Source organism: Pseudomonas sp. SIMBA_041 (assembly GCF_046535095.1).
In the GTDB taxonomy this organism is placed as follows: Bacteria; Pseudomonadota; Gammaproteobacteria; order Pseudomonadales; family Pseudomonadaceae; genus Aquipseudomonas; species Aquipseudomonas mucoides.
Genome location: NZ_JAWRXJ010000017.1, coordinates 1 through 23,209, shown reverse-complemented (window position 1 = coordinate 23,209; position 23,209 = coordinate 1). Strand labels below are relative to the sequence as shown.

Sequence of the window (23,209 nt, the reverse complement as noted above, 5' to 3'; positions counted from 1 at the left end):
AGTGCCGTCATGTCCCTGTAAGTCACGTGTGCAAGTCAACTGAATGTTCCACCCGGAGAGTCTTCAATGAGCAGTGTTGTTGCCATCGTCAAAAGCATTGTCGGTCAAGTTTTCGCGGTGTCCCCAGAGGGCGTCCGTCGTGTACTCGTTGAAGGCGATCGGTTGCTGACAGGGGATCAGGTAGACACGGGGGCAGCGGGTGCCGTGACGCTCGAACTGGCTGACGGCCGGACCCTGGACCTGGGTCGCGACACTCAGTGGAGCGCCAGCGCTCCGGACTCCAGCACCGACCTGGCAGAAGCCACCGCACAGGCCGCGCCATCGGTTGAAGAATTGCAGCAAGCCATCGTCGCCGGCGCCGACCCGACCAAAGACCTTGAAGCCACCGCGGCCGGCCCTACGGCTGCCGGCACGGGCGGCGCGGCAGGTGGCGGTCACAGCTTCGTGATGCTGGATGCCACCGCTGGCCGGGTGGACCCGACCGTGGGTTTCCCGACGGCGGGTTTTGGCACCAGCGCATTGGCGGCACAGAACCCCCTCGACGGACAAACGGCCGACACCAATCCGAACCTGCAACGTGAATCGACCCTGAGCCTCAGCGCCACGCCGACCATCACCGAAGCCGGCGGCGTACTGGTTTACACCGCGACCCTGACACAGGCGCCGCTGACCGACCTGAGCATCACCTTGTCCAACGGCTCGGTGATCGTGATCCAGGCCGGCCAACTGACCGGCACCGTCAGTGTGCCGTTGGCGCCGAACGACACTGTTTATAACGACCCGACCCAAATCGATGTGACCGTCACCGGCACCACGGGCGGCAACGGCATCATCGTCACGCCGCCGACGACCCCGGCCGTGACTCAGGTCACCGACACCGTCGACACCACCACGGTTAGTTTGACCGCAGGCGCCAGCGTTACCGAAGGCGGCGTGATCACCTACACCGCGACGCTGACCAACCCGGCTCAAACCCCGGTGACCATCACGCTGTCCAACGGTTCGACCATCACCATCGACGCCGGCAACACCACGGGCACCGTTAACGTGCCGACCGCTGCCAACGATGTCTATAACAATGGCAGCACCGTCACCACCACGATTACCGGTGCAACCGGTGGCAACTTCGAAAACCTGGTCCCGAGCACCACGCCGGCGGTCACCACCATCACCGACTCCCGCGACGACACCGGCCTGAGCCTGTCGGCATCGACCGAAGTGGCCGAGGGCGGTCAGATTCTGTACACCGCAACCCTGACCAATCCGGCCGGTACGCCAGTCACCGTGACCTTGAGCAACGGCGCGGTCATTACCATCGCGGCGGGCGCGACCACCGGCAGCGTGAGCGTCCCGGCGCCGGCTGATGATGTCTACAAAGACGCCGGCAAAGTCGAAGCGACCATCAAGGACGCCACCGGCGGCAACTTCGAAAACCTGGTGACCAGCCCGGCAGCGGCGGTGACTGAAGTCACTGACACCATCAACACGTCGACAGTCAGCCTGACGGCCAGCGGTACTGTGGCCGAAGGCGGCACCGTGGTTTACACCGCGTCCGTTACCGCACCCGTCACCGGTTCGCCAGTGGTTGTGACCTTGTCCAACGGCCAGACCATTACCATCCCGGTCGGATCGAGCAGCGGCAGTGTGAATTTCACCGCGCCGAACGATGCCCTCGCCGGTGGCGGTTCCTTGAGCGTCAAGATTGATGACGCCAAGGGCGGCAACTACGAGAAGCTGGACGTTGACGGCAAGTCGGCGGACACCTCGATCACCGATACCCAGGACACCACCACCGTTAGCCTGACCGCGACCGATTCCGTCGCTGAAGGCGGCTCGATCGTTTACACCGCGACCCTGACCAACGCCGCCGGCACGCCGGTGACCGTCACCCTGAGCAATGGCGCGGTCATCACCATCGCGGCCAACGCAACCAGCGGTTCCGTGACCGTTAAAGCACCGGCCGATGACGTCTACAAAGACGCTGGCAAAGTCGAAGTCACCATCAACGACGCCATTGGCGGCAATTTCGAAAACCTGGTCAAAGACCCCACGGCGGCGGTCACCAGCGTCACCGACACCCTCGACACCTCGACCGTCACCCTGACCGCCACCGGCAGCGTGGCCGAGGGCGGCACCGTGGTTTACACCGCATCGGTCGGTGCTCCGGTTACCGGTTCGCCCGTCATCGTGACCCTGGCCAACGGTCAGACCATCACCATCGACGTTGGCAAAAGCAGCGGCACCGTCAATGCCGTGGTCTCGAACGATGTGCTAAATGGCCACGCACCGGTCACCAACTCGATCACCAACATCAGCGGCGGCAACTACGAAAACCTGGTCGCCGACAAGATACCGGTCAGCACCCGCGTGACCGACACCGTCGACACCACCACCCTGTCGCTGACGGCCACCGGCAACGTCAACGAGGGTGGCTCGATTGTTTACACCGCGACCCTGACCAACCCGGCCGGCACGCCAGTGACCGTGACCCTGAGCAACGGCGCGACCATCACCATCGACGCCGGTAAAACCACCGGCACCGTCAAAGTCGATGCGCCGAAGGACGACGTCTACAAAGACGCCGGCAAAGTTGAAGTCACCATCAAAGACGCGGCCGGCGGCAACTTTGAAAGCCTGGTCACCAACCCGGCGCCAGCCGTGACCAACGTGGCGGATACCACCAACACCACACGCCTGACCCTCAGCGCGGACACGGCGGTACTTGAAGGTTCGCACATTACTTACACCGCGACCCTGACCCACGCCGCGCAAACCCCGGTAACCGTCACGCTGAGCAACGGTGAGACCATCACCATTGCCGCGGGCAAAACCAGTGGTTCGGTGACCATCGCGGCGCCAAGCGACGACGTCTACAGGGACACCGGTTTGCTCACCGTGAAGGTGACCGACGCCACCGGCGGCAACTTCGAGAACCTCGTCGTTAGCCAGGCACCCGCAATCACCATCGTCTTTGACACCATCAACACCACATTGCTGTCTCTGTCGGCCAGCCACACCGTCAGCGAGGGTGGCCAGATCACCTATACCGCCACCCTGAGCAACCCGACAGACACGGCCATGACCGTGAAGTTGAGCAACGGCGCGGTCATCCAGATCGCCGCTGGCGCTTCCAGCGGTTCGGTCGAGTTTGCTGCACCGGCTGACACACCGTACGTCGATGGCGGCAAAGTCGCGGCGATCATCGTCAGCCAAAGCGGTGGCAACTTCGAAAACGTCGCGGTCAATTACGCGCCTGCGGTCACCACCGTTGCTGATACGAAAGACACCACCGGCCTGTCACTGAGCGCCACCGGCACGGTCGCCGAGGGCGGCTCGATTGTCTACACCGCGACGCTGACCAATGCCGCTGGCTCTTCCATGAGTGTGACGCTGAGCAACGGCGCCGTGATCAACATTGCCAAGGGCGCCACCACCGGCTCAGTGAGTTTCGCCGCGCCCAAGGATGATGTGTACAAGGACGCCGGCAAAGTCGACGCCAGCATCACCAAAACCACCGGTGGCAACTTCGAAAACCTGGTGGCCGACAAGACGCCAGCCGTCACCAACGTGACCGACACCATCAACAACAGCACCGTATCCCTGACCGCCACGGCCCACACGGTCGAAGGCGGGACCGTGGTCTACACCGCGTCCGTCACCGCGCCCGTCACCGGTTCACCGGTGGTTGTGACCTTGTCCAACGGCCAGACCATCACCATTCCGGTCGGCGCCAGCAGTGCAAGCGTGCATTTCAAAGCACCTAACGATGCCTTGGCTGGCGGCGGATCGCTGAGCGTAAAAATCGACGGCACCACCGGTGGCAACTACGAAAATCTGGTGGCGAACAAAACGCCGGCGGTCACCTCAGTGACCGATGTAAAAGACACCACCACGGTTAGCCTGACCGCGACCGATTCCGTCGCTGAAGGCGGCTCGATCGTTTACACCGCCAAACTGACCAACGCCGCCGGCACGCCAGTCACCGTCACCTTGAGCAATGGCGCGGTGATCAGCATCGCTGCGGGTGCGACCACTGGCTCGGTGACCGTCAAGGCACCGGCCGATGACGTCTACAAAGACGCCGGCAAAGTCGAAGCGACCATCAAAGACGCCACTGGCGGCAACTTCGAACACCTGGTGAGCAGCCCGGTAGCAGCGGTGACTGACGTCACTGACACGATCAACACCTCGACGGTCAGCCTGACGGCAACGCCTGCCACGAACGAAGGCGGCAACGTGGTGTACACCGCGTCCGTCACTGCACCCGTCACCGGCCAGGCCGTGGTCGTCACCTTGGCCAACGGTGAAAAAATCACCATCGCCGTCGGTGAAAGCAATGCCTCGATCACCGTCAAGGCGCCGAACGATGCGCTGGTCGGCCACGAGCCGCTGATCAACTCCATCAAGGAGGTGACCGGTGGCAACTTCGAGAATCTGGTCGCCGACAAAACCCCGACCTCGACCGCCATCAGCGATACCGTGGACACCACCAAGGTGACCATGACCGCCAGCGACTACGTGGTCGAAGGCGGCAACATCACTTACACCGTCAACCTCAGCAATGCCGCTGGCACTGACATGACGGTCAAGTTGAGCAACGGCGAGAGCGTCCTGATCAAGGCCGGCGACAAGTCGGGCTCCATCACCGTTCCGGCGCCGGGCGATGACGTCTACAAGGACGGCAGCAAGATCACCGTCGGCATCGCCAGCACCAGCGGCGGCGATTTCGAGAAGCTCGACGTCAGCCAGACCACGCACACCACCACCGTCAATGACACCATCGACACCACGACGCTGAAGCTCAGCGCAGACGTGAGCACCGTCGGCGAAGGTGGCCAGATCATCTACACCGCCACCCTGAACCACCCGGCTGACACCGCGATGACCGTGACGCTGAACAATGGCCTGGTGATCAATATCAAGGCCGGCGAATCCAGTGGTTCGGTGCCGTACACCGTGCCGAATGACATTTACATCGGCGCACCGGACGTCCGCGCAGCAATCGCCGACAGCACCGGCGGCAACTTCGAAAAACTCGACACCGACCGCTCCGCCGTCGTCACCAAAGTAACCGACACCGCCGACACCACCAGCCTGACCCTCAGCGCCAGCAGTTCGGTGCAGGAAGGTGGGCAGATCGTCTACACCGCGACCTTGTCCCATGCCGCCGGCAGCGACATGACCGTGGAACTGAGCAACGGCGCGATCATCACCATCCTCAAGGATGCGGTGTCCGGCCAGGTCAGCGTGGACGCACCGAAAGACGACGTGTACCTGGACGCCGGCAAAGTCACCGCCAGCATCGATCAGGTCAGCGGCGGCAAGTTTGAAAGCCTGGTGCCGGACAAGTCGCTGGTGTCCACGGACATCACGGACACCCTCAACGACGTGGTCGCCAAACTGACGGTGGATAACTCCAGCATCACCGAAGGCGGCAAAGTCACCTACACCGTGACCCTGACCAACGCCGATGGTTTGCCGGTCAACAATCACGGTGACCTGACCTTTACATTGACTGACGGCACCGTGGTCAAAGTTGCGGCCAACCAAACCAGCGGCAACACCGTGGTGACCACCCAGGACAACCACTCCGTCAACCAGCCGGTGACTGTGGTTAATCAACTGACTGGCGTCTCGGGCACCAACAACTTCGAAAACCTGGTACTGAGCACCGACAAGACCAGCGTCACCGTCATCGACAACGACCACGCGCCAGTGTCCGCCGGCGGTGCTGTCACCGGCCTCGAAGATTCGACCATCACCCTGAGCTGGAACGACTTCAAGGTCACCGACGTCGATAATGACAGTCCACTCGGCATCACCATCACCCAGGTATCGGGCGGTGGCACGCTGCTGTTCAACGGTGTGCAGGTCACCTTGGGCCAGACCATCAGCCAGGCGGATATCGCGCTGGGCAAACTGACCTTTGTACCCGCCGCCAATGAATCGGGCGCCGATGGTTACGGCGGTACCGGCGTTGGTAACAAGGCGTCGGATTACGCGCAGATCCAGTTCAAACCTACCGACGGCTTCAACCAGGGCGCGGAATCGACCTTGAAAGTCGACATCACCCCGGTAGCTGACGCGCCAACGCTGAACGTCGCGGGCAACAACGTAACCTCGACGGGCTTGATCAAAGAGGTCTGGACCGGCCTGTCAGGCCTCGGCACCGATGGCAGCGGCGCGGCAACGGGCACACTGAAAAGTGTCATCGATGGCGCCGGCACACCGAATTCCAGCAGCACCGTGAGCAACGTGCAATCCGGTGGCGATGTGGCCCAAGGCACGGCGTCGAAAACCTCCGGCCTGATTTACCTCGAAGCCGGCAAGACTTACACCTTCAGCGGCACCGGCGATGACAGCTTGCTGGTGACCATTGGTGGCAAGAACATCGCGGCCACTACGTGGGGCGCGGGTGCCAACCTGAACGGTTCATTCACCCCGTCCACCAGCGGTTACTACACGCTGGACATCTACCACCACAATCAGAACGGTCCGGGCAACTATGACGTCAACCTGTCGGTCAACGGCAGCCCGGCCATCGACCTGAGCAGCGCTGGCGTTCCGCTGTATACCGGCGTCGCGGATCTGGCCGCTTCCGGCGTGACGGTGTCCGATTTGCACGGCACCAACGGCGAAGGCTACTACGACGGCTACGCACTCAACACCGGCGCAGAAGGCACCAGCATTCACCTGTCCGCCATCAGCACGGCGCTGACCGATACCGACGGCTCTGAAAGCCTGAGCGTGAAGATCAGCGGCATCCCGGCGGGCTCGGTACTTACTGACGGCGCGGGCCATACCTTCACCGCGACTGCGACCTCAGGCGAAGCCAATGTCACCGGCTGGAACCTCGGCTCCCTGACCGTGACCCCGCCGGCGAACTACAACGGCCAGTTCAACCTGACCGTGACCTCGACGTCCACCGAGACCCTCGGCGGTTCCGCGCCAAGTACCGCGACGATCCCGGTCACGGTTTATCCGACGGCCTACGTCAGCGAAGTGGTTGCGACCCTCACCGTGGATAAAACCACCGTGGCCGAAGGTGGCCAGATCACTTACACCGTGACCCTGTCCAACAAAGATGGCATTGCAATCAGCAGCCACGACGAGCTGACCTTCAAGCTGTCCGACGGCACACTCATCAAAGTGCCCGCCAACGCGGCGTCGGGCTCGTTCACCATTACCGCCCCTGACGACATCCTGATGGGCGGTCAGCCGACCATCGTCAACAAGCTCGAAAGCGTTAGCGGTGCTGACAACTTCCAACAACTGACCCTGGCGCAGAATTCGTCGCAAACCACCGTGACCGACGAATCAGGTTCGGGTACCTCAATCGACAACCATGGCGACAAAGTCGGCATCACCATCGTCGGCAACGGCGCGGTCCTGGAAAACCAGGCGCCGAGCTTCACCATCAAGCTCGACAAGGCCCAGGATGTTGCCCTGACCGTGAAACTGAGCGACGGCCAGACAGTGACCTTCGCCGCAGGCGAAACGGAAAAAGTCCACACCCTGGCGCCGCAAGGCGAAGACGTCTACAAAGACGGCGGCACCGCGACGCTGGGCATCAGCGGCGCAACTTCCGGTGGCACTGCGCTGGAAAATCTGGTGGTGGGTAACCCGGCATCGGTGGTCATCACCGACACCATTAGCGAAGTCATCGCCAAGCTGACCGCGACCCCGAGCGTGAATGAAAACGGCACTATCACCTACACCGCGACCCTGACCGATGCCAAAGGCGCCTTGGTCACCGCTCACGATGTGCCAGTGACCGTCACCCTCGACAGCGGCAAAACCATCACCATCGCCGTCGGCCAGAGCTCCGGCACCTTGCTGGTGACGGCGGATAACGATGTCTACAAAGGCCAGACCACCGTTACCGAGGGCATCAAATCGGCGGCCGGTGGCAACCTGGAACTGATTTCGCCAAACACCGACAAAATCACCACCACGGTCAATGACGTCAACGACGCCACCACCGTAAAACTGACCGCCACCCCGAGCGTCGATGAAAACGGCACCATCACTTACACCGCGACGCTGACCGACGCCAAAGGCGCCTTGGTCACCGCGCACGATGCGCCGGTCACCGTGACGCTGGACAGCGGCAAGACCATCACCATCGCCGTCGGCCAGAGCTCGGGCACCTTGTCGGTAACCGCGGGCAACGACGTTTACAACGGCGCGCCAACCGTCACTGAATCCATCAAGAGCGCCAGCGGCGGCAACCTTGAAGCCCTCGGCGCAGACAAGACCAGCGTCTCGACCACGGTCGGCGACTTCAAGGACACCACCACGGTCAGCATCACCGGCAGCACCTCGGTGACCGAAGGCCAGACGGCCAATTACACGGTCAGCCTGACCAACCCGGCGCAGACCGAAGTGACGCTGAAAATCGTCTACAGCGGCACCGCGGCCGACGGTTCGGACTTCACCGGGGTGTACACCGTGAAGATTCCGGCCGGCGCCAGCAGCGCCAATTTCAATGTCGCAACGCTGGACGACCGGATCACCGAAGGCACTGAAAACTTCGTGGTCAAGATCGACTCGGCCACCGGCGGCAACTTCGAGACGCTGGCGGTCAGTGCGACCAATGGCAGCGTCAGCACCTCGATCATCGACAACGATGCGCCGCCGGTGCTCGACCTCGACGCCAATAACTCCAGCGGCGCCACCGGTGCCAACTACAACGTGACGTTCACCGAAGGCACCACCGGCCAGGGTGTATCGATCGGCGACACTGATCTGAAAATCACCGACCCGGACAGCACAATGCTGACCGGCGCAACCATCGTGCTGACCAACCGTCAGCCGGGCGATGCGCTGAACCTGGGCAACAGCGTCAATGGCATCACCATCAATGCCAACAGCACGAATGGCACGGTCACGCTGACGTTGTCCGGCAACGCGACACTCGCCGACTACATGCAGCAGATCAAGAACATCAGCTTCACCAACAGCAGTGAAGACCCGAGCACCGTGCCGCGGATCATCACCGTGACCGTGACCGATGGCAGCAACTACTCCAACACCGCGACCACCACGGTGACCGTCGTCGGGGTGAATGACGCACCGACCGCCGCACCGGTCAACGTCACCGGCACCGAAGACACCCCGCTGATCCTGAACTGGTCGACCTTCGGCGTCAGCGATGTCGACACCCCCGCCGCCAGCCTCGGTGTGAAAATCACCGGCCTGCCGGGCGAAGGTAAATTGCAGTACCTGAACGGCTCGACCTGGACCGACGTAACGGCCAACCAGACCCTCAGCAAGACTGATATCGACGCCGGTAAAGTGCGTTTCATGCCGGATGCCAACGAGTCTGGCGCCAATGGCAACAGCGCCGGCATGGGCAACAACAAGGCGGACTACGCGCAGATCCAGTTCCAGCCAACCGATGGCTCGCTGCAGGGCAACACCGGCACGATCAAAATCGACATCACCCCGGTTGCTGACGCGCCAACGCTGAACGTCGCGAGCAACAACGTAACCTCGACAGGCTTGATCAAGGAAGTCTGGACCGGCCTGTCGGGCCTCGGCACCGATGGCAACGGCGCGGCTACGGGCACGCTGAAAAGCGTCATCGATGACGCGGGCAAACCGAACACCAGTGGCACAGTGACCAACGTGCAGTCCGACGGCAGCGTCGCGGCAGGCACGGCGTCGAAAACCTCCGGTCTGATCTACCTCGAAGCGGGCAAGACTTACACCTTCAGCGGTACTGGCGATGACAGCCTGCTGGTGACCATCGGCGGCAAGAACGTTGCGTCGATCACCTGGGGCGCGGGGGGCAATTTGAACGGTTCGTTCATCCCGACCACCAGCGGTTACTACACCCTGGACATCTACCACCACAACCAGAGCGGCCCGGGCAGCTATGACGTCAACCTGTCGGTCAACGGCGGTGCGGCAGTCGACCTGAGCAGCGCCGGCGTGCCGCTGTACACCGGTGTGGCGGACCTGGCCGCGGCCGGCGTGACGGTGTCCGATTTGCACGGCACCAACGGCGAAGGCTACTACGACGGTTACAAACTCAACACCGGCGCCGAAGGCACCAGCGTTCACCTGACCGCGATCAACACAGCGCTGACCGACACCGACGGCTCCGAAAGCCTGAGCGTGAAGATCAGCGGCATCCCGGCGGGCTCGGTGCTCACCGATGGCGCCGGCCACACCTTCACCGCCACCGCGACCTCAGGCGAAGCCAACGTCACCGGCTGGAACCTCGGCACCCTGACCGTGACCCCGCCGCCGTACTACAACGGCCAGTTCAACCTGACCGTAACCTCGACCTCCACCGAGGCGTTGGGCGGATCGGCACTCAGCACCGCGACGATTCCAGTCACGGTTTACCCGGCGGCTTACAACGCCGTTACCGCAACGTCCGGTAGTGACAACATCACCGGCACCGACGGCAACGACATCATGGTCGCCGACATCGGCGGGCTGACCGTGGTGCCGGGCACCAACTACAACATCGCGTTCATGGTCGACAGTTCGGGCAGCATGAGCTCGTCGTCGATCAACGCCGCCAAGGACTCGCTGACGTCGGTGTTCAACACCCTCAAGCAGAGCATGGGCGGCAACTCGGGCACCGTGAACATCTTCCTGGTGGACTTCGATACCCAGGTCAACAAATCGGTATCGGTCAACCTGAACGATCCGAACGCCCTGACCTTGCTCAAATCGGTACTGGACTCGATGTCGTCCGGCGGTGTGACCAACTACGAAGATGTGTTCAAAACCACGGCCAACTGGTTCCAGAGCGCTGACGCCGTGGCCAACACCGGGGCGAAGAACCTCACCTACTTCATCACCGACGGCCAACCGAACTACTACCAGAGTGGCGAACAGACCAACCCGACGCTGTACGGCAGCGTGAAGCTCGATGACGTGGTGAACACCCGCAATTACAAGCCGGGAGATACCTTCTCCACGACCATCGACAGTACTCACAAACTGACCATCGACAGTGACGGGAATGCGACGCTGTACACCTTGAACGGCTCCAAGAACTGGAAAGCCAGCGACGTGGGAACCATACACGCTCAGGGCGACGGTACTTACGAGGTGTCCTACACGACGGGCAGCGGCAGTGATCAGACGATTGTCGATAACTCCTCTTCCAGTTTTGCGCTGCTGAGCAATGTGTCCAACGTTGAAGCCATTGGCCTGAACAAGGGCGTTACCCTCGTCGACTTGAGCCCGTACGACTCGAACCATACACCGCAAACCAACATCGATCCGAAAGACCTGGCCAACTCGATCGTCGGTCATACCGAAGCGACACAACCAGGTTCCGACACGGTCAATGGCGGCGACGGCAACGACATTCTGTTCGGCGACCTGGTGAGCTTCAACGGTGTTGCCGGTGAGGGTTATCAGGCGATGCAGGCGTTCGTCGCCCAGCAGACCGGCGTGGACGTCAGCAAGGTCACCACCAGCAACGTGCACCAGTTCATCACCGAGCACTACACCGTGTTTGATGTGTCCGGCGCCCACGACGGCAACGACACGCTGTTGGGTGGTGCGGGCAATGACATTCTCTTCGGCTCGGGTGGCAACGACAGCCTCGACGGCGGCAAGGGCAATGACATTCTGCTCGGCGGCACCGGTAACGACACGCTGATGGGTGGTTCGGGCAACGACATCCTCATTGGCGGTTCGGGCGCCGATACCTTTGTGTGGAAGTCGGGCGACACCGGCAACGACGTGATCAAGGACTTCAAGGCCAACGAAGGCGACCGTATCGACCTGCGTGATCTGTTGCAGGGCGAGACCGGCAGCACCATCGACAACTTCCTGAAGATCAGCACGGTGGATGGCGTGTCGTCGCTGCAAGTCAGCTCCGGCGGCAAGTTCAACTCTGGTGACGCGGCAGCCGCAACACCGGACGTGACGATCAAACTGGAAGGCAACAATTGGTCCAGCGCCAACATCCACACGCTGATTGCCGGCAGCGATCCAACCATCAAAGTCGACCACAACAACAGCTGATCCCACGAAAAACGGCCGCCCTTATGGGGCGGCCGTCACGTTTGTGCCTTTCTCCACGGTGACGATTTCGTCGCCGCACCGCATACTCGCGTCCAGTTGGCCTATGCTGCTGACAGCATGAGGCTGGTTCATTTCTGAGGGATGCTCACATGTTCTACGTGCAACGCGATGCGCAAGGCCAGTTAGTGCGCGTGGAAGCCGCGGCCTACGCCGAGGCCACGGAAACACTGCCGGCCGACCACCATGAGATCCAGGCCTGGTATGCCAACGAAGTGGTGGAAACCAACCTCAAACAACTCAAGCAGAGCGACCAGGAAATGATCCGGGTACTCGACGACTTGATCCAGGTGCTGACCAGCAAAGGCGTGATCCGCGTCACCGATCTGCCGCCGGCGGCACAAGCCAAATTGATGGACCGGACCCAGGCCCGTGAGGCGTTGGGCGGGTTGAGTCATTTGATTGATGATGAAGAGACGGGGTTGATTTAACCCCGCACACTGATCGATCCCACGCGGAGCGTGGGATCGATCATCCGCGCTAAGCCTTGACCGAACCCGGCGCCAACTCTGGCGATTCAAGGTGATCCAGCGCTCGCTCCACCAATAAATGAACCCCATCTGCCATTCGGCCAAGCGCCAGCGCGACGCAGCGGCGTGAGCCTTCGACATCGTCTGCCAGCGCTGATGGAGCGCAGGTCTTCAGAGGCGTTGGCCAGGAGGGCTTCGGTGGGGATGTCGGGGGAGACGGTGAAGAGGAGGCCTCTGCGGGGAGAAGGCGGGTTGGGGGTTACTTTGAACATGGCGTAGTCTCAATGATTACAAAGAGGCTGACCCGGTTCGCTTGCACGCGAATAAGGTGGCCGCTATGTGCGGGGTGCAAGACCGAGTAAACCACGCCCTAAACCTCGGCAGACCCGAAGGTCTCCCGCACACAGCCGCCATAAAGCAATCGCAACAAGCATGAAAAATGCCTGATGAACGGCCAGAGGCAGTGTTTGGATGTGGTTTTTACCCGGACTTGCACGTCCGTGTCACCGATTATTCAGTGACAAGGCCAGACTAGACCTGCGCATTACCCGGAATAAGTTCACCAAAACCGACGCAACTCGAAGGAAATCTCCTAGGAGTTTTCCTTCAGATTTCCCGGTGACTGCGATAAGGGCATCAGCCTCACCGCCAAGGCTTGGGCTCACCGAACAACTGCCCCTGAACCCCATAGATCCCCATTTCCCGAATCACCGACAACTCCCCTTCGGTCTCGACCCGCTCGGCAATCAGCGGCAAATCGATGCTGTGCGCCGCGCGCTGGATTGCCTCGATGAACAGGCGCTTGTCGCTCTCCTGATCAATCGCCCGAATGTAGCCGCCATCGATCTTCAAGTACGCCAACCCCAGCCGCGCCAGGTTGCCGATCATGCTGAAACGCCCGCCAAAGCGCTGCAGGCTCAGGGAGAAGCCGAGTTCTCGCAGGCGCCGCGTCAGCTCTTCCAGCTTCGCCTGCTCTGGCAATTGTTCCTCGCCAATTTCCAGGGTCAGGCGCGGCCCCAGATTGGAATTCGCGCGCAGAATCTCGAAGATTTTATTCAGCGTTTGCGGATCGCCCAACGTCGCCGACGACAGGTTCAACGCCAGCGACTCTTCGTGGTCCGCCATCTGTTCCAGCACCAACTCCAACATCAGCCGATCCAGCCGCGCAGTCCAGCCAAAACGCTCCAGCCATGGCAGGAAGCGCCCGGCGGGAATGGTCTGGCCCTGCTCGTCGACCAAGCGCGAGAGCACTTTGTAATGCAGCACCAGTTGCGTGTCCTGACTGGCCACAACCGGTTGGAAATACAGCTGGAAGCGCCGCTGATTCAACGCCTGATCCAGCAAGTTGTTCCAGGCATGATGGTCATCGCCGACACTGGCCGACGCGCTGTGATCCAGGCACGCCCAGCTCGGCTCGCCCTGACTTTCGGCCTGCGCCAGCGCCTGGTCACCCAGCCCCAGCACCGCTTGTGGTGAGTCGCCATGAACAAACGGCGCCAGCCCGATCGAAGCCACCGTGGCCACGTCGGTGGCGCCCGTCGCATGCAGGCTGGCCAAGGCACTGTCGAGGCTCTGCGCCAGCTGCAACGCTTCTTCGCGCACCAACCCTGGGGCCAGCACAGCGAATTCGCCGCCGCGAATCCGCGTGACGAGGTTCTGGGTTTCCGGGTACTTGGCACACTCGCGGGACAACTGCTCGCCTACCGCTTTCAACAACTGGTCGGTGCGCTGGCCGCCTAACCGCTGGTTCAAACCGGCCAAGTCCTTGACCCGCAACAACAGCAGATAACCGGAACTGGCCTGCTCCGGATTGCTCACCCGAGCGTTTAATTGCATCTCGAAATAACGACGGTTGGCGAGTCCCGTCAGGTTGTCCTGATAGGACTCGACCCGCAGTTTTTCACTGCGTTCGGCCTGCTCCTGGAACAGTGCCTTGAGCTTCTCGACCATCTGGTTCATCGCCTGCACCACGCGGCGCAGCTCCGGGGTGCGTGGCAGCTCCGGCAGGCTGAGAAATTCACGACGCGCGATGGCGTGGGATTGCTGGACCATGTAGTCCAGCGGTTTCAATTGCCGACGCAACAGCAGCGCGCCCAGTACCGCACTCACGGCGCCGCAGACCAGCAACCAGCCAAGACTGCCCAGCGCGCTCTGCCACAGCTTGGCCAACGCGAACATCGGGTGGCTGACCACCTCGACCCGCGCCGCCTGCTCCCAGCCACGGCTGACAATCGCATCGCCGCCAGCGGCTTCGAGGCCAATCATTTTGACGAACCAGTCCGGCACGTTGTTCACCGCCGGAATCCCGCTGCGCTCGACGATGGTTTTGTCATTGCTCAGATCAACGACGCGGATACTGGCGTAGTAGCCGCTGTCGAAAATCGAACTGACCAGCAACTCGACCATCGCCGGGTCGTCGATGTTCGGCGTCAGGGACAGCGCCAGCGCCGTCGCGGCGTCCTGAGCGTGGGAACGCAACTGGTTGACGTACTGGGTGCGCGAGCTTTCCAGGCTGACCATGAAGCTGCCGGTGAAGGCGACCACCAGGAACAGACAGATAGCGATCAACAGCTGTTTGAACAAAGACATCTGAGCGCGTGCTCCTAGTTTGTCGTTTCGACCGGGAAACCTTCGGCCTGCATTTTCTTCAACACGTCCTGCCAGCGGGACAGGCGTTTGGTGTCACCGACCTTTTTGTTGCCCTTGGCGCCCGGCAAATACAAACCTTCTGCATTGAAAGAGTAGACCGGTAACAGATCGGTTCGTTGACTGGCCGGTTTTATCTCGTTGATCAGACTGTCGAGCACCAGCGGCATGGCCTCGGGGCTGGAATAGTAGGTCAACACCATGTGCGCCCGGTTCTGGCGCAACGCCTTGACGTAGGTGATGCGCAGCTTGTCACTGGACACGCCGAGGTGGCGCAGGCTGAAATACTTGGCAATCGCATAGTCTTCGCAATCGCCGGCGCCCTTCCACAACGCTTCGATGGGCGTTTCCCAATAATCGACGTCGTGCCACAGGTCGATGTCCTCGACGTAGCGCACCTGATTGTTGAAGAACAGGTTGACCACTTTGAGCTGTTCCAGCTCGCTGACCTGCTTCTGCGTGGCCAGTAAATGCTGCCAGGCGTCTATCCGTTGCTGCCCTTCACCCAACGGCCCGTACAGGGCCTGGGCGCGACGGCTGATCAGCGAAAAGTCCCAATCGGCCTGCAAGCCGCCCAGCATGACGCCGGTCAGCAGCAGCGCGCAGCACAGCCAGCGCAAGATCCGTGGGATTGCGAAACGTACCGCCAATGCGAGGCATCCAGAGCAGGCAAATGGAATTCGCCCGATGGTGCAGGTTAGCCCGACAAAAGACAATGGCACGGTGCAATCACGGGCGACGCGCTAGACTTTGTATTGTGAATGTCATTAAAAGGTTGCGATTGAAAACCTGACTTGTTTGACAAGCCTCATCGCAGTCACTAGTGTCCAGTTGGATCCAAATATTTCAGTCGAATAGGGTGCGAGTAGTGTCACACAAGACCAACCCTCTCAGCAGTATCAAGGTCAGCGGGTCGATACCCGCTCACCTCGCACGTTCGGTGATCGAAGAAACGCTGCGTTCGGCGATTCTCGATGGGCGCATCCCTTGCGGCACCGCGTTGCGCCAGCAAGACCTGGCTGACCTGTTCGGCGTCAGCCGTATGCCCGTGCGCGAAGCCTTGCGCCAGCTCGAAGCCCAGGCGCTGCTCAACGTTGTCGCCCATAAAGGTGCCGTCGTCGCACCGCTGGTCCAGGGCGACGCCGTGGAAACCTATGCGCTGCGGATTCTCCTGGAATCCGAAGCCCTGCGATTGTCGATTCCATTGCTCGAAAAAGAAGACCTGGAAGCCGCTGCCCGTCATATCGATGATATGGAGACCGAGCAGAACTACAGCGAGATTGGCCGTCTCAATCGCTTGTTCCACATGTCGCTGTACTGCAAGGCGCCTAACCGCCGCCTGTTGGGCCTGATCGAAGAAGGGTTGAACGAAGAAGAACGCTTCCTGCGTTTCAACCTCGAAGCGATGGGACTGGGCAAACTGTCCCAGGACGATCACCGGGAGCTGTTGCTGGCCGTGGAAGATCGCGACATCGAGCGCGCAGTCAAGCTGCTAGAAAATCACCTCAACCGCGGTGTAGAGGTCATTACGCGCTATCTCGCCAGCCCTGAAGCACTGAACAAGAAAACCACCCGGTAAATCGTGCCATCAAGCCTGAACGAGCAGATCGGACTGCTCGTTTCGCTGACCACGTCGGCGCTCAGCCCCTCGCTAAAGCCTTGCCCTCGATTTTTCCCTTCCCAAGCCCAATAACTGTACCGAGAGGATGACGCCTCGGTGATAGCGGCTGCCGTGATTTACGCTCACTCTTGGACGGCCAACAACCAATGAACGGGCGACGCTGCGCACCTGCGCAACAGTCCCCGCCACAAGAACCTACGGAAGGAGTCTTGTCACGGGAAAGGAAGCATCGGCGTTGATCCCAGCCAACTTCCACCCTCTAAAGTCACGTCATTGATTCAACCAAGAAAGTTGCTTCGAGTGAGGCATTCACTCTTTATTTCAATTCTGACTTTAATTAGTTGGAAGGAGCAACTACGCCTGAATAAAACTTCAAACCGCAGTTTTATTGGAGCTTGTCGCGCCGAACAAACTTGAACTTTCATTTAATTAAAAAATGACTTGCCGGAAACTTTATTCGTGTATTAGTTTTTGCTCGCCGCACTGAGCAAAGTCCTACAAGGCTTGCCCTGTGGACTCATAGCCATTCAAACCGACTAATCAGTTCGAGGCACTTGCTCGCCCACTGAAAACTTTAAACGCCAGGCACTGATTGATCGCAACTTCCTTAACGCCATCTCAGATCACTTATAGGCATACTCATGAAAGCGAATAAAGACCGTCTCATCCAGAAGAAAGCAGAACTTAGTGCACACCCGATCTTTTCTGAAATACATTCGCTGGCGGTACTTCAGCGCTTCATGGAAACCCATGTATTTGCAGTCTGGGATTTCATGTCGCTGACCAAACGTCTGCAACAGGAACTGACCTGTGTTCAATTACCTTGGCTGCCGCCTCGAGACTCGCAGGCCGCACGCCTGATCAACGAGATCGTGCTGGGTGAGGAGTCCGATGACCGTCCGGCCCAGGGTCATTACAGCCACTTTGAATTGTATCTGGATGCGATGCGCGAAGTCGGCGCCAGCACCGTCGCCGTGGAGCGCTTTGTTGCGTTGCAACAAGAAGGCGTGAGCTACGACGTCGCGTTGCAAAGCGTGGACGTCGACCCGGCCGCCGCGCAGTTCGTGCGGCACACCTTGCACACAGCATTGCATGCACCGGGACACAGCGTTGCAGCGGCGTTTTTGCATGGTCGTGAGAGTGTGATTCCGCAGATGTTCCAGCGAATTCTGGACGATTGGGGCATCGGCATCGAGCAAGCGCCGACCTTCCGTTATTACCTGGAACGGCACATCGAAGTCGATTCCGAAGACCACGGCCCGGCGGCGGAAAAGCTTCTCGCCCGGTTGGTTGATGGCAATCCGCAACGGGAAGAAGACGTCTACGCCAGCGCGATTGCTGCCGTAGAAAGCCGCATTGCCCTGTGGGACGGTCTGCGCCTGAGCATGGGCGAGCCTTTGCGTGAGGTGACTGTATGAACGCTGCCGATTACCAATCCTTCGCCGACGCCTGGGAGAGCCGCGCGACCATCCGCACTCGCCCACGGCGAGTGCTGGAAAACGATGACAAGCTGATCTATCCCTTGAGCCGTCAGCCGCTGGTGCTGAGCGAAACCTTCCTGCGTGAATGCCCGGAACAGCGGGACTTCGCCTTGGTGCAGACGCTCTACAAATTCATCAACGACGTGGTGATTTTCGAAACCGAGATCGTCGACAAGACTGCGCGCAGCATCGCCAAGAATCGCTTCGCCGTGGCGTTCCCGTTCGCTTGCCGATACGACGCCATGACCGTGGTGGTGGACGAGGATTACCACGCCTTGGTGGCCATGGATTTCATGCAGCAGACCATCGCCATGACCGGCATCACACCGGTCCTGTTGCCAGACGAAATCGAGCTCAGTCGCGCTATCCCGGCGGCGGTGGCGCTCGCGCCGGAACACTTGCGCAGTGCCGTCGAATTGATCTGCGTGGCCATTGCCGAGAACACCGTGACCGGCGATGTCGCGGCGTTCGCCAAAGACGACACGGTCAAGCAATCGATCAAAGGCCTGATGGCCGATCACTTGCTGGACGAAGGTCGCCACTCCGGCTTCTGGGCGCGGCTCGTGCGTATCTACTGGCACACCGCGAGCGAAGACGATCGCCATTGCATCGCGCAGATCCTGCCGGTGTTCATCGGCCATTACCTGACCAACGATATCCAGAAGTCTTTCGACTTCCGGCTGATCGAGTCTTTGCAGATCAGCGACGCGGCGCGTCAGGCCCTCAAGGGCGAAGTCTCGGGGCTGGCCTTCCCGATCAATCGCCATCACCCGCTGGTCGCCAACATCGTGCGGTTTTTCCGCAGCAGTTCGCTGCTCGATTCGCCGTGCGTGCAAGACGCCCTCAGCGACTACCTGGTTTAACGAGGAGAACCTCCATGAGACGTCTCGACATTTTGCTCATTGGGCAAAGCCAGGCCTTGACCGCCCTGGCGCTGGAGCTTGAACAACACGGTCATTCGCTGGTGCGGTTTTTCGACACACTTGATAAGCAACCGTCGTTTGATTTGCTGATAGACGACGCGTCGATGCCTTTCGGTCATTCTGGTGAGACACCGCGATTGACGCTTCAACTGGGTATCGGCGGGTCGGAGGCTGGTAGCTTGCCGTCGCTGGACCTGTTGTGCTCGTACAACGAGGCATTGTTCACGCGTGTGCCGATCGCCGACGAGCCTTACGGCAACGGCCAGGCATTGCGCCTGCGAGCGGTAGCGGAGCTGGTGGATCACGTCGCGCTGCTGGTCAGCCGCTTCTCCCGGGATGCCGAGTATTTTCTGCACGCACAACCGGCCGCGCCGGCTCACTTTGAGCGTGTGGACACGTTGGTGTGGCTTGAACACCTGGCATTCGTCCATCAACTCAACGTCACCGCTCAACCCTGGCTGCTGGAACTGGGGCAGATCCCGATGATCGAGCGCCTTGAACAGCGCCTCCTTCAATCCGCCGAACGACCCGCGCTGAGCATCGACGGTACGACGCTGAGCTATCGGCAACTGCATGCCCATAGCCGTGCTATCCAACAGCAGTTACAGCCGCTGCTCGATAAGCATCAGGGGCCGTTGGTGGTCGGGATCTGCCTGCCGAAATGCAGTGCGCTGTATGCAGGGATTCTGGCGATTCTCGGCAGCGGCGCGGTGTATTTGCCGTTGGAGCCGAGCCATCCGCTGCAACGTCAGCAGTACATACTTTCAAACGCCGGGGCCGTGTTGTTGCTGCATGACGGCCAGCATCCGCTCGCCGAGGACATGCCGGGGCTGGACATCAGCCGCATCGACCTCGACGACGTGGACCTCAAACAACCCTTGATGCGTCAGCGACCTGACAGGGATGCGCCGTGCATGGCGCTCTATACCTCGGGCACCACCGGGCATCCCAAAGGCGTGTTGCTCAGTCAGGCCAACCTTGCACACTTCACTACGTGGTACGCCGACTACGTACAACTCACCGAACAGAGTCGGGTACTGCAGTTTTCATCGCTGAGTTTTGACTCGTCGCTGATCGATATTTTCCCGACGCTGTTGCAGGGCGCCGAGCTGATCGTGCCCAGTGACGATCAACGCCGTGATCCCTTGCAACTGGTCGAGCTGATCCGCCACCAGCAACTCAGCCACGGTTTTTTGCCGCCGGCACTGCTGAGCATTCTGCCGCTGGATCAGTTACAGGGGCTGGATCATGTGATGACCGGCGGCGACGTTTGTGAACCGTACGTGATCGAACAACTGTCGCGCCAGGGCAAGCTCTACAACTTGTATGGCCCGACCGAAGCCACGGTGCTGATCACCGCGCGACAATTGCGTCCCGGCGACAGTAACCGGACCCTCGGCGCACCGATTGCCAACAGTCAGGTGCTGATTCTCGATGAAGAGTTTCAACCCGTTACCGACCACACCGTAGGTGAGTTGTACATCGTCGGGCCGGGGGTGTGCCTGGGGTATCTGAACAACCCGCAGCAGACCGCCGAACGCTATCTGAACCTGAGTTTGCCAAGCGGCCAAAGCCTGCGCGCCTATCGGACTGGCGATATGGCGAAGTGGACGAGCGACGGCATCGAGCTGTGTGGGCGGCGAGATAACCAGGTGAAGATTCGCGGCTTTCGGGTTGAACCGGAAGAGATCGAACGCTGCCTGCGCGACAGCCTGTTGTACCGCCAGGTGGCGGTGGTCATCGACAGTCAGCGGCGCATTCTGGCCTTCCTCGCACAGCCTCAGGAAGACTGGCCCGGTGCCGCTCGCGAAGCCTTGAAGGCTCACGCGTTGCAGTTCTTGCCGGACTACATGCAGCCCGGTGCCTGGACCGAACTGCACAGCATGCCCTTCGCCAGTAATGGCAAAGTCGATCGCAAAGCATTGCTTGCCATGCCGGTCAACGTCCTGGAAAACACCGCTCGACGCTTACCAGTCAGTGCCGATGAGGCTTTGCTGCTGGAGATCTGGGCCGAGTTGCTGGAGCTGCCGGCCAGCGATATTTCTACCGACGAAAGCTTCTTCAATCTGGGCGGTCACTCGATCCTGTTGTCGCGCATGTTGCTGCGATTGCGTGAGGAGTTCGGGCGCAGTATTTCGATCAACCGCTTCATTGAACTGCCGACCATTACGAAGTTGGCGACCTTGGTGCGCGGCTCCGGCACTGAAGAAGTGCTCAGCGAAAAGGCCCTGGCGGATGCCTTCCGTGAGTTGGATATTCAGCCGCTGCCTGTCAGCCGAATGGGCGACGTGCATAAGGTGATTGTCACCGGCGCAAACAGTTTTGTCGGTGTGCATATCGTCGAGGCACTGCTGGGTTGGGGCGCCACTGAAGTCGCGTGCCTGGTGCGCGATGGCGGTGGGCAATCAGCGGCCGAGCGCTTCGCTCATGCGCTGCGCGAGAACCGTCTGGAGCATCTGGATCTGAGCCGTGTACGGGTTTATGCGTCGGACATGACTCGTCCGTTTCTGGGGCTATCCGATGAGGTTTACGCGCGCCTCGATCGAGAGTTCGGCGCGCTGGTGCACAACGCTGCCAACGTCAATCACGTACTCGATTACGAATCACTGGCGCGAGACAACGTCGAACCGATTTTCGAGTGCCTGAAGTTGTGTGAAGGGCGCAGCAAGAAAGTCTTCAACTTCGTCTCGACGCTCTCGGCGTCCAGCACGATTGCCGCCGACGGCCGAGTGCTGGAATTGCCAGCGGCGCAGACCCCGCCAATCTATATCAAGAATGGCTACAACCTCTCCAAGTGGGTCGGCGAACGGATTCTTGAACGGGCTCGCGAGCGTGGGGTGCGGGTCAATCTCTATCGCCCCGGCAACATCAGTTTCAACAGCCTCACGGGTGTCTGCCAGCCGCACAAAAACCGTTTGATGTTGATGCTCAAAGGCTCGATCCAGCTCGGCCAGGTGCCGGAGTTCGCGCTGAATTTCGACCTGATGCCGGTGGACTTTCTCGCCCGATTCATCGCCTTCCATGCCAGTCGCTATCAGCCGGAAAAGGCGGTGTTCAACCTGCACAACCCCGAGCCGTTGAGCTGGGACGACTACGTGGCGTCCTTTCGCGAGGCCGGGCGGGAATTCTCTATGGTCAGCGTCGCGCACTGGCAGCAGCAACTGGGCCGGGTCGACAGCGACAACGCGCTGTTCGGTGTGCTCGGTTTTTACCTCAACGGCTTCGAGGAAGACATCGGCGACATCTCGATGATCGGCCACGCCAACGCCCAGGCAGGCGTGCGACAGATGGGCGCGCACTACCCGGAAAAGACCCCGGCGCTACTGCGGCGTGGTTGCGACTACCTGAAAGAAATCAACTTCATCTGAATCAACCAAACGGAGCAAAACCATGAGCACTCTGCAACCCGATACCCTGATCAAAAATCCTGAAGGCTGCCACGTGGTGTCCTCGGTGGAAGTGCCGGTGGAAGCCACGAAAGTCTGGGCAATCGTCGGCAACTTTGCCGGCTTTGATCAGTTCATTCCGGCACTGTCGCACATCGAAATGACGGGCGAAGGCGTATCGTCCTTACGCAAAAAATTCTTCAAGGACGGTAACCTGGTGGTCGAGCAACTCAACTCGCGGGATGACCACGCGTTGAACATGACCTGGACCACGATCTACAACACCTTGGGCGTGGCCAATTTGTGGGCGGCGATGAGTGTTGAGCCGCTGGGCGTGGGCAAGTCCCGTGCGACCTGGACCATCATCGCCGAACCGGTGCAGAGGGGTGCTGAGGCTCTGCCGGGGTTCAAGGCGTTTGTGCAGGGGTTTGCTGATGATGCGATGAATAATGTGTTGAAGCTGTTTGTATAAGTCTGAGCTTGATCGATAACTTAGCCTGAAACGACAAAACCCCTGTCTGCGTTAGCAGACAGGGGTTTCTGAATTCAATCTTGACGATGACCTACTCTCACATGGGGAAACCCCACACTACCATCGGCGATGCATCGTTTCACTGCTGAGTTC

Annotated in this window: 8 protein-coding genes and 3 pseudogenes; 8 read left to right on the top strand and 3 right to left on the bottom strand. The window is 60.3% G+C overall.

What is annotated here, in order from left to right:
- Positions 1 to 66: 66 nt before the first annotated feature.
- The 3 genes and pseudogenes from SB725_RS29135 to SB725_RS29125 form a co-directional block, all read left to right on the top strand.
- Positions 67 to 5,688, top strand: a pseudogene (locus SB725_RS29135) (retention module-containing protein); the annotation flags it as partial.
- A 1,014-nt stretch (positions 5,689 to 6,702) separates the two neighbouring features.
- A pseudogene (locus tag SB725_RS29130) lies at positions 6,703 to 12,000 on the top strand (LapA family giant adhesin); the annotation flags it as partial.
- Positions 12,001 to 12,149: 149 nt separating this feature from the next.
- Positions 12,150 to 12,488 carry a hypothetical protein gene (locus SB725_RS29125; protein ID WP_027926026.1) on the top strand — a complete coding sequence of 113 codons (339 nt, stop codon included), beginning with the start codon at positions 12,150 to 12,152 and terminating at the stop codon, positions 12,486 to 12,488.
- A 49-nt stretch (positions 12,489 to 12,537) separates the two neighbouring features.
- On the opposite strand, the pseudogene SB725_RS29120 reads toward SB725_RS29125, so the two are convergent.
- The 3 genes and pseudogenes from SB725_RS29120 to lapG all read right to left on the bottom strand — a co-directional run.
- Positions 12,538 to 12,784 (bottom strand): annotated as a pseudogene (locus tag SB725_RS29120) (DUF6124 family protein); the annotation flags it as partial.
- A gap of 385 nt (positions 12,785 to 13,169) precedes the next feature.
- Complete coding sequence (lapD, locus tag SB725_RS29115) at positions 13,170 to 15,116, bottom strand: cyclic di-GMP receptor LapD (protein WP_059181869.1); 1,947 nt, start codon at positions 15,114 to 15,116, stop codon at positions 13,170 to 13,172.
- 14 nt (positions 15,117 to 15,130) lie between these two features.
- Complete coding sequence (gene lapG, locus SB725_RS29110; protein WP_027926028.1) at positions 15,131 to 15,823, bottom strand: cysteine protease LapG; 693 nt, start codon at positions 15,821 to 15,823, stop codon at positions 15,131 to 15,133.
- Positions 15,824 to 16,041: 218 nt separating this feature from the next.
- Between lapG and SB725_RS29105 the strand changes: the two genes are divergently transcribed.
- The 5 genes from SB725_RS29105 to SB725_RS29085 all read left to right on the top strand — a co-directional run bounded on the left by SB725_RS29105 (position 16,042) and on the right by SB725_RS29085 (position 23,056).
- On the top strand, positions 16,042 to 16,752 hold the full coding sequence (locus SB725_RS29105; protein WP_027926029.1) for a GntR family transcriptional regulator: 711 nt from the start codon (positions 16,042 to 16,044) through the stop codon (positions 16,750 to 16,752).
- Between the two features lie 683 nt (positions 16,753 to 17,435).
- Positions 17,436 to 18,212 carry a DUF3050 domain-containing protein gene (locus tag SB725_RS29100; protein ID WP_027926030.1) on the top strand — a complete coding sequence of 259 codons (777 nt, stop codon included), beginning with the start codon at positions 17,436 to 17,438 and terminating at the stop codon, positions 18,210 to 18,212.
- Positions 18,209 to 19,138: a diiron oxygenase gene (locus tag SB725_RS29095; protein ID WP_027926031.1), complete on the top strand. Its 930-nt coding sequence runs from the start codon at positions 18,209 to 18,211 to the stop codon at positions 19,136 to 19,138. Before SB725_RS29100 ends, SB725_RS29095 begins: the two co-directional genes overlap by 4 nt.
- 14 nt (positions 19,139 to 19,152) lie before the next feature.
- Positions 19,153 to 22,566, top strand: a complete 3,414-nt coding sequence (locus tag SB725_RS29090) for an amino acid adenylation domain-containing protein (RefSeq protein ID WP_410922935.1) — start codon at positions 19,153 to 19,155, stop codon at positions 22,564 to 22,566.
- A 22-nt stretch (positions 22,567 to 22,588) separates the two neighbouring features.
- Positions 22,589 to 23,056, top strand: a complete 468-nt coding sequence (locus SB725_RS29085; protein WP_027926033.1) for an SRPBCC family protein — start codon at positions 22,589 to 22,591, stop codon at positions 23,054 to 23,056.
- Positions 23,057 to 23,209: the final 153 nt, after the last annotated feature.

Bases quoted from the DNA above. Each gene is read 5' to 3' on its own strand.
- SB725_RS29125 (WP_027926026.1), top strand. From the start codon at position 12,150: ATGTTCTACGTGCAACGCGATGCGCAAGGCCAGTTAGTGCGCGTGGAA.
- lapD (WP_059181869.1), bottom strand. From the start codon at position 15,116: ATGTCTTTGTTCAAACAGCTGTTGATCGCTATCTGTCTGTTCCTGGTG.
- SB725_RS29100 (WP_027926030.1), top strand. From the start codon at position 17,436: ATGAAAGCGAATAAAGACCGTCTCATCCAGAAGAAAGCAGAACTTAGT.
- SB725_RS29095 (WP_027926031.1), top strand. From the start codon at position 18,209: ATGAACGCTGCCGATTACCAATCCTTCGCCGACGCCTGGGAGAGCCGC.
- SB725_RS29090 (WP_410922935.1), top strand. From the start codon at position 19,153: ATGAGACGTCTCGACATTTTGCTCATTGGGCAAAGCCAGGCCTTGACC.
- SB725_RS29085 (WP_027926033.1), top strand. From the start codon at position 22,589: ATGAGCACTCTGCAACCCGATACCCTGATCAAAAATCCTGAAGGCTGC.